This is a genomic window from Variovorax sp. P2_H12 (genome assembly GCF_056403395.1).
Genome location: NZ_JBFUFO010000167.1, coordinates 1 through 499, shown reverse-complemented (window position 1 = coordinate 499; position 499 = coordinate 1). Strand labels below are relative to the sequence as shown.

1 protein-coding gene is annotated in these 499 nt (G+C 67.5%); it reads right to left on the bottom strand.

The genetic code is table 11. The features are described from left to right. Nucleotides 1–499 (bottom strand): hypothetical protein (locus AC1DYK_RS35660; protein ID WP_478170562.1); only part of this gene is annotated, 499 nt, incomplete at both ends.

The window sequence follows — 499 nt, the reverse complement described above, 5'->3', positions numbered from 1 at the left end:
GCGCTGCTCCACAGGCCAGGAGCCACACGGACGGGGAGGCCCTTGTCGTCGATGACGGGACGTTCCAGGTGCATGAGATAGCCGAGAGCCGCCTCCGACACGAGCATCTTCTTCAGCGCAGCACCATCCCACGGACCACCCCGCGGCTCCCTGCCGCTCATGACGCGCTCGTGATCCGCGGGTGAGTAGACACCCGCCCGCGTGAGTCTGGCTGCCTCGCTGTACTCCGTGATTTCGCCGGTCTCGTCCGACAGGATGCAGCGTGCGACGTCGCGGATGATCTCGCACGCGTTCTCCCGCTCGCGTACGTCGGGCGGCATCTCTTCGCCACGGTCCAGGGCCACGTGATCGATGCCCGCCTTTGGGTGGAGGCGGACGTACCGGTATCCGTACGCGTGCTTTCCCCGCTTGCGCCCTTGGTTCCGGGCCTTCGTCGTCTCGTCCCGGTTGCGCCCTTGCGTTGCGCGTAGTTCCCGCTGCGCGCCCCACGCCTCCATGA